The 8088-nt window shown below is 61.2% G+C and carries 6 protein-coding genes and 1 pseudogene; 1 reads left to right on the forward strand and 6 read right to left on the reverse strand.

Going from position 1 to position 8088, the window contains the following annotated elements:
• The 3 genes and pseudogenes from M0954_RS21690 to M0954_RS21700 form a co-directional block, all read right to left on the reverse strand.
• Positions 1 to 99: pseudogene (locus M0954_RS21690) on the reverse strand (dihydropteroate synthase); the annotation flags it as partial.
• A 72-nt stretch (positions 100 to 171) separates the two neighbouring features.
• Positions 172 to 2046 carry an ATP-dependent zinc metalloprotease FtsH gene (ftsH, locus tag M0954_RS21695; protein ID WP_297355431.1) on the reverse strand — a complete coding sequence of 625 codons (1875 nt, stop codon included), beginning with the start codon at positions 2044 to 2046 and terminating at the stop codon, positions 172 to 174.
• Positions 2047 to 2238: 192 nt separating this feature from the next.
• A complete protein-coding gene (locus M0954_RS21700; RefSeq protein ID WP_122152008.1) occupies positions 2239 to 2901 on the reverse strand; it encodes an RlmE family RNA methyltransferase in 663 nt (220 codons plus the stop codon).
• A 198-nt stretch (positions 2902 to 3099) separates the two neighbouring features.
• On the opposite strand from M0954_RS21700, the gene M0954_RS21705 reads away from it, so the two are divergent.
• Entirely contained in the window at positions 3100 to 3660 is a 561-nt protein-coding gene (locus M0954_RS21705) for a YhbY family RNA-binding protein (protein ID WP_122152009.1), read from the forward strand.
• Positions 3661 to 3755: 95 nt separating this feature from the next.
• Here M0954_RS21705 and M0954_RS21710 read toward each other — a convergent pair whose 3' ends face one another.
• The 3 genes from M0954_RS21710 to carB all read right to left on the reverse strand — a co-directional run.
• Complete coding sequence (locus M0954_RS21710) at positions 3756 to 4268, reverse strand: DUF4149 domain-containing protein (RefSeq protein WP_297355434.1); 513 nt, start codon at positions 4266 to 4268, stop codon at positions 3756 to 3758.
• Positions 4269 to 4300: 32 nt separating this feature from the next.
• On the reverse strand, positions 4301 to 4777 hold the full coding sequence (gene greA, locus M0954_RS21715) for a transcription elongation factor GreA (protein WP_122152011.1): 477 nt from the start codon (positions 4775 to 4777) through the stop codon (positions 4301 to 4303).
• Between the two features lie 152 nt (positions 4778 to 4929).
• The coding region (gene carB / locus M0954_RS21720; protein ID WP_297355433.1) for a carbamoyl-phosphate synthase large subunit at positions 4930 to 8088 on the reverse strand (3159 nt) is incomplete at its 5' end.

Genomic DNA, 8088 nt, shown 5'->3' on the forward strand with positions numbered 1-8088 from the left:
ACGCCCGCCGTCGGAGAACGAGTCGGGCGTGACGTTGACGATGCCCATCACCTGGGGCCGCGTCAGATCGATGCGGTAGCGGCTGGTTTGCCAGATCATCGGAGGCAGGTCTAGCGGAAGAACGCAAAACGGGGCACGAGGCCCCGTTCGACTCAGCGGCGGTTCAGTCGTTCAAACCGCGGCCGGTGCGTTGTCGACCTTGACCGGGGGCGGCGTACCGCCCGAGCGGTTCATGGTCGGCGTCCAGTCCTTGGGCGGACGCGGGGGACGGCCTTCCATGATGTCGTCCATCTGCTCGCGGTAGATGGTTTCCCATTCCAGCAGCGCGTTGGCGATGGCTTCCACCTTGTCGCGCTCCTTCTCGATCAGGCCGCGCGCCAGGGCGTACTGCGTATCGAGGATGTTGCGGATCTCGGAGTCGACCTTTTGCTGGGTCGCCTCGGAGATGGTCTTGGTGGCGCCGCCGAAGAAGCCATCGTTCTCGCTGTCTTCGTAGACCATCACGCCCATGCTGTCGGACATGCCGAAGCGCGTGACCATCGAGCGCGCCAGTTTGGTCGCGCGCGAGAAGTCATTCGAGGCGCCCGTCGACATCTGGCCGACGAAAATCTCCTCGGCGATGCGGCCACCGAACAGGATCGATATCTCTTCGAGCATCTTGTCCTTGTAGCCGGACAATGCATCGTGCTCGGGCAGCTGCCAGGTCAGGCCCAGCGCGTAACCGCGCGGCATGATGGTCACTTTGTGGACCGGATCGGCCTTCGGCAGCAGCTTGGCGACCACGGCGTGACCGGACTCGTGATACGCGGTGTTGCGGCGCTCTTCCTCGCGGATGACCATCGACTTGCGCTCAGGGCCCATGAAGATTTTGTCTTTCGCATCTTCAAAGTCGATCATGTCGACCAGGCGCTTGCTGCGGCGCGCGGCGAACAGCGCGGCTTCGTTGACCAGGTTGGCCAGGTCGGCGCCCGAGAAGCCGGGCGTGCCGCGGGCCAGGATGTCGGCCTTGACGTCGGTACCGATAGGCACTTTGCGCATGTGCACGTTCAGGATCTGTTCGCGGCCGCGGATGTCCGGCAGGCCGACCGAGACCTGGCGGTCGAAACGGCCCGGACGCAGCAGCGCTTTATCGAGCACGTCGGCGCGGTTGGTGGCCGCCACCACGATCACGCCGGAGGAAGCTTCGAAACCGTCCATCTCGACCAGCAGCTGGTTCAAAGTCTGTTCGCGTTCGTCGTTACCACCGCCCATGCCGGCGCCGCGATGACGGCCGACCGCGTCGATTTCGTCGATGAACACGATACACGGCGCATGCTTCTTGGCCTGTTCGAACATGTCGCGCACACGAGCCGCGCCGACACCGACGAACATTTCCACGAAGTCCGAACCCGAAATGCTGAAGAACGGCACTTTGGCTTCGCCGGCAATCGCGCGTGCCAGCAGCGTCTTCCCGGTTCCCGGCGGCCCGACCAGCAGCACGCCGCGTGGTATCCGCCCGCCTAGCTTCTGGAATTTTTGTGGATCGCGCAGGAAGTCGACCAGTTCGGAGACTTCTTCCTTGGCTTCGTCGCAACCGGCGACGTCAGTGAAATTGATTGCGTTGTTGTTCTCATCGATCAGACGTGCACGGGACTTGCCGAACGAGAACGCACCACCTTTCCCGCCCCCCTGCATCTGTCTCATCATGTAGAACCAGAACCCGATAATCAGGATTGTCGGTCCGAGGTAGTACAGCGCGGACACAAGCGCGTTCGGTTCGTCATCGGCCTTGCCGCTTACCTGAACGCCATACTTCATCAGGTCGCCGACCATCCAGATGTCGCCGGGCGACACGATCTGGTACTTCTGGCCGTCTGCTGGAGTGACCGTGAGGTTACGCCCCTGAACGATGACGTTCTTGACCTTGCCGTTCTTTGCGTCATCCATGAACTGCGAATAGGACACGCCTTCCTGGACCCGGGGCTTATCGAACTGCTTGAACACCGTAAACAGCACCAGTGCGATAACCAGCCACACTGCTGCCTTCGAAAACATATTGTTGTTCAAAGCACCACTCCTTCACTCATAGACGGGCGCCTACATTTGCCTTGCGGCACCACTAAAGCATTCTAATCCAGTCCGCAGACCCCTGCCATAACGTTTCGCTACCACATAAATAGCGCAAAACGCTGTTCCAGTGCCGCTTTTCCGGCAAATCCGGGACTCAAAAACGTCGCAGAACGCGTGCGGGGTGCCCAATTAACCGGGCCGTTTCAGATGCTTACCCAAAATAAAAGTTTCGGACGATTTGTCGCGAGACGCTTTCGGCTTCCGCGCGGCCACCGTCTTAAACTGCTGCTTGAACTTCTCGACAATCTGGCTGTAACCGCTGCCATGAAAGCATTTGACTAAAAGGGCACCATCCGGCTTCAGGTGATTCTGGGAGAACTCCAGCGCGAGATCGCATACATGTTCGATCCGCGCAGCGTCCGCCAGCGCCACTCCCGACAGGTTGGGCGCCATATCCGAAATTACAAGATCGACCTGACGCTCCCCAACTAATTCTTCCAGTTGGTGCAGAACGGAGTCCTCGCGAAAGTCGCCCTGGATGAAGGTGACGTCGGAAATCGGCTCCATGGGCAGCATATCCAGGGCGATGATCGTGCCGTCGATCCCCCCTTCGCGCGTCGCATCGCGCTTCGCGCCCTGCGCCAGCTTGTTACGGACGTACTGGCTCCAGCTACCGGGCACCGAGCCGAGATCGACAATGACCTGGCCGGGGCGGATCAGCTTGTCCTGTTCGTCGATTTCCTTCAGTTTGTAGGCTGCGCGGGCACGGTAACCCTCCCGCTGCGCCAGTTTCACGTACGGATCGTTGATGTGATCGTGCAGCCACGAGGTGTTGAATTTGTTTTTTGCCATTAACCGTTGAACTCTTGCTGCGTGATGCCGCGCTTTTAGCGGATAATACGCGTTTTATTCGCGCGGCTGCCGCTCCATGGGTCTCACCCCGGGGGCTATCAACCGCGTTCTCTGTTGTTCTGACGCGCCGCCCTGCGCGATCGACCGAAGCGATCGGAAATGCAGGCGCCGCCATTTTAGTCGAGTCTTCCACTTTCCATGCCAGCCCTCAAAGTCTCTTCCGATCAACGCGCCGAGTTGCGCTCCCAGGCTCATGCGCTCAAACCGGTCGTGCTCGTCGGCGCCGAGGGCTTGACTGACGCCGTGCTGGCCGAAATCAAGGTCCACCTGGGCGCCCATCAACTGATCAAGATCCGCGTGTTCGGCGACGAACGCGAAGAACGGCTTGCGGTCTACGAGCAGATCTGCGACACGCTGAATGCGGCGCCGATTCAGCACATCGGCAAACTGCTGGTGATCTGGAAGCCGGAAGCAGCGGCCAAACCCGCAGCCACCCGCGCTAAACGTGGCGCGTTGCCGAGCGTGCGTCGCGGCGAACTGCCGAGTGCCCGTCAAGCGGCGGCCGAAGATGCCAAGCCCGGTAAAGGGCGCGCCCCGCGCGTCGTGACGGTGGTCAAACCGTCTGAAATCCCGATGCGCAAGCCGAAGCCCAAGAAGGTCGTGGTGCGCGGTAACGAACGCGTCACGCAAGGCGGCAATGTCAAGCGCGCCAAGAAACGTCAGACCAGCGCCAAGCGTCCGCACCAGTCGGTCAAGTAATCTCTGCGTAAAAGCTGAAGAGGCTGCGGGCGCCCTGCCCGCGGCGTTGTGCGTTACGTTGATCGACTATTGATTGACCGTGCTAACCGGCGGTATTAACCGGCAACGCTCTTACCCGCTGCGCGACTGGCTTCTTGCCCGGTCAGCCCGGCCGTGGCATTCGTGGGCAGCTTCCACACCAGTGCCACCGCGAGCAAGCTCTCGATCAGATAAAACAGGCTCGACACGCCGTGCAGCACGCCAAAGCGCGCCACATCCGGCGAATGGGCGACATCCGTGCCTGCCTCCAGCGCAGCCATGCGGATTGCATTCATGAACGGCTGCAGCGCGAAGTAACCGAGCAGCACGCACACCACCATCCCGGCGATCAGCCAGCGCAAACGGCGATAAGCGTCGTTACCGCGGCGGATCAGCACATTGGCGAGCCCAAGCAACAGGACGCCGCACACCACGCCAAGCAGGCCTTCGATACGAAACAGCTGCGCCGCGACCGCACCTGCCGAGGTCCGGTCAAGCGAAGTAAACAGCACGGGCGCCACCGCATAGCCGATGGTGAGCAGACTGCCGACCCAGATCACGGCCAGCAGCCGGAACACCCTATGCGGCACGGGGGACAGCTGGGTAGACACCTGAGCGCCCTTCAGACGTAGCTGACGGCGATGATTTCGTACTCGCGTACGCCGCCGGGCGCCTGCACCGACGCCACGTCGCCTTCGGCCTTGCCGATCAAGGCACGCGCGATCGGCGAGCTGATCGAAATCAGGCCGTGTTCGAGGTCCGCTTCGTCGTCGCCGACGATCTGATACTTGACCGCAGCGCCCGATTTGAGGTCTTCCAGCTCCACGGTCGCGCCAAACACAATGCGGCCGTCCGCGTCTACCGCAGCGGGGTCGATGATCTGTGCGCCGGCCAGCTTCGATTCGATTTCCGCAATGCGGCCCTCGATAAAGCCCTGCTTTTCTTTCGCGGCGTCGTATTCGGCGTTTTCCGAGAGATCGCCCTGGGCTCGCGCTTCTGAGATCGAGTTGACGACCGCCGGACGTTCAACTGATTTCAGGTGCTGTAGTTCATCGCGCAGCTTCTTGGCGCCACGCGTCGTCAGTGGAATAGTGCTCATAAACAGCTCTAGTGGCAAAAAACGGCCGTAAAAAAAATCACCGCGGTTAAGTGCATCCCCGCTGGTACCTGAGCCCGGGCAAAGCCCGTGCCGGTACCTTGGGGGACGCCGCTTAACCGCGGCACTTACATCTTGGACAGGTATTCGAAGCCTTAGTTTAGGCGAGCATGGAGCCCTTGTAAATCATAGACTTCCAGGTCCTTCAAATACCGCAAACCTTCGACCGCGGCGCGCGCACCCGACATCGTCGTGTAGTACGTGACCTTGTTCGCCTGGGCGCTCATGCGGATTGACCGCGAATCGGCGATCGCAGCGCGGGTTTCGTCGACGGTCGTGAAGACCAGCGCGATCTCGGCGTTCTTGATCATATCCACGATGTGCGGACGGCCGTCTTTCACCTTGTTGACGACCTTCACCGGCACGCCAGCCGCTTCGATCGCAGCAGCCGTACCCTTGGTCGCGACAATCGGATAGCCGAGTTCGTGAAGCATGCGCGCCACTTCGACGGCCTTCGGCTTGTCGGCGTCCATCACGGTCAGCAGCACCGTGCCCGACTCCGGCAAACGCGAACCCGCGGCCAGTTGCGACTTGAACAACGCTTCGCCGAAGGTCTCGCCCACACCCATCACCTCGCCGGTCGAACGCATTTCCGGTCCGAGCACCGGGTCGACGGTCGGGAACTTGACGAACGGGAACACCGCTTCCTTCACGCTGAAGTACGGCGGGTCGATTTCCTTCGTCACGCCCTGCTGGGCCAGTGTTTGGCCAACCATCGCACGCGCGGCGATCTTCGCGAGCGGCAGGCTGGTCGCTTTCGACACATACGGCACCGTGCGCGAAGCACGCGGGTTCACTTCGAGCACGTAGATCACGTCCTCTTTCGAACCGTCCGCCTGTGGCACTTGCTGGATTGCGAACTGCACGTTCATCAGGCCGATCACGTTCAGCGCTCTCGCCATTGCTCCGGTTTGACGCTTCAGTTCAGCAATGGTTGCCTTCGAGAGCGAGTACGGCGGCAGCGAGCAAGCCGAGTCGCCCGAGTGCACGCCCGCCTGTTCAATGTGCTCCATCACGCCGCCGATAAACACGGCTTCGCCATCGGAGATGCAATCCACGTCGCATTCGATTGCGTCGTTGAGGAAGCGGTCGAGCAGCACCGGCGAATCGTGCGACACCTTCACCGCCTCGCGCATATAGCGCTCGAGATCGCGCGGCTCGTGGACGATTTCCATGGCGCGACCACCCAGCACATACGACGGACGCACGACGAGCGGGTAGCCGATTTCATCAGCCAGCTTCAGCGCTTCATCTTCGGCGCGGGCGGTACGATTCGGCGGCTGGCGCAGGCCGAGCTCCTGCAGCAGCTTCTGGAAACGTTCGCGGTCTTCGGCCGCGTCGATCATGTCCGGCGAGGTGCCGATAATCGGCACACCGTTCGCTTCGAGATCGAGCGCGAGCTTGAGCGGCGTTTGACCACCGTATTGCACGATCACGCCGAGCGGCTTTTCCTTGTCGACGATTTCCAGCACGTCTTCCAGCGTCAGCGATTCGAAGTACAGCCGATCGGACGTGTCGTAATCGGTCGAAACGGTCTCAGGGTTGCAGTTGACCATGATCGTTTCGTAGCCGTCTTCACGCATCGCGAGCGCGGCGTGCACGCAGCAGTAGTCGAACTCGATACCCTGGCCGATCCGGTTCGGGCCGCCGCCCAGCACCATGATCTTCTTGTTGTTGGTCGGGTTCGCTTCGCACTCGTCCTCGTAGGTCGAGTACATGTAGGCGGTCTTGGTGGCGAACTCCGCCGCGCAGGTGTCGACGCGCTTGTAGACCGGACGCACGTTCAGCTCGATACGGCGTTGACGCACTGCCTCCGGCTTCGCGCCGAGCAGCTTGGCGAGACGCCGGTCCGAGAAACCGCTTTGCTTCAGATACTTCAGCTCTTCCTTCGACAGGCTCGCGAGCGTGCGGCCGCCCAGCGCCTTTTCCTTCAGCACGATCTGTTCGATCTGCGCGAGGAACCACGGGTCGATCGAAGTCTCTTCGAAGATTTCCGCGGCGCTCATGCCGATACGGAAAGCGTCGCCCACATACCAGATCCGATCCGGACCGGCTTCACCGATCTCGCGGATGACCTCATCGCGGCTGGTGGTCTTTTCATCGAGACCATCCACACCGACTTCGAGACCGCGCAGCGCCTTCTGGAACGACTCCTGGAAGGTGCGGCCAATCGCCATCACTTCGCCCACCGACTTCATCTGCGTGGTCAGACGCGAATCGGCTTCGCGGAATTTTTCGAACGCGAAACGCGGAATCTTGGTGACGACGTAGTCGATCGTCGGTTCGAACGAAGCCGGGGTCTGGCCGCCGGTGATTTCGTTCTTTAGTTCATCCAGCGTGTAGCCGCAGGCGAGCTTCGCCGCGACCTTGGCGATCGGGAAACCGGTCGCCTTCGAAGCCAAGGCTGACGAACGCGACACACGCGGGTTCATTTCAATCACGATCATCCGGCCGTCTTTCGGATTGATCGAGAACTGCACGTTCGAGCCGCCCGTGTCCACACCGATTTCGCGCAGCACCGCGAGCGATGCGTTACGCAGGATCTGATATTCCTTGTCAGTGAGCGTCTGCGCCGGCGCGACGGTGATCGAGTCGCCGGTGTGAATACCCATCGGGTCCAGGTTTTCGATCGAGCAGACGATGATGCAGTTGTCCGCCTTGTCGCGGACCACTTCCATCTCGTACTCTTTCCAGCCGAGCAACGATTCTTCGATCAGCAGTTCGCGCGTGGGCGACAGGTCCAGACCGCGCTTGCAAATCTCTTCGAATTCGTCGCGGTTGTACGCTATGCCGCCGCCCGAACCGCCCAGTGTGAACGACGGACGGATCACCACCGGATAACCGCCGCTGCCGGTTTCCACTGCGATCTGCGCCTGCACCTGCAGCGCTTCTTCCATCGAATGCGCAGTGCCCGACTTCGCCGAACCGAGACCGATCTTGGTCATCGCGTCCTTGAACTTCTGACGGTCTTCCGCCTTGTCGATGGCTTCCGGCGACGCGCCGATCAGCTCGACCTTGTACTTGTCCAGCACGCCGTGCGCGTGGAGATCCAGCGCGCAGTTCAATGCGGTCTGGCCGCCCATCGTCGGCAGGATCGCGTCCGGGCGCTCCTTGGCGATGATGCGCTCCACCACTTCCCACGTGATCGGCTCAATGTAGGTGACGTCGGCCGTGTTCGGGTCGGTCATGATCGTCGCCGGATTGCTGTTGACGAGAATGACCTTGTAGCCTTCCTCGCGCAGCGCCTTGCACGC

It is taken from the genome of Paraburkholderia sp. (assembly GCF_026225065.1).
Taxonomy (GTDB): Bacteria; Pseudomonadota; Gammaproteobacteria; order Burkholderiales; family Burkholderiaceae; genus Paraburkholderia.

Coding starts and splice junctions, on each gene's coding strand:
- M0954_RS21700 (WP_122152008.1), bottom strand. CDS start 2,901: ATGGCAAAAAACAAATTCAACACCTCGTGGCTGCACGATCACATCAAC.
- M0954_RS21705 (WP_122152009.1), top strand. CDS start 3,100: ATGCCAGCCCTCAAAGTCTCTTCCGATCAACGCGCCGAGTTGCGCTCC.
- greA (WP_122152011.1), bottom strand. CDS start 4,777: ATGAGCACTATTCCACTGACGACGCGTGGCGCCAAGAAGCTGCGCGAT.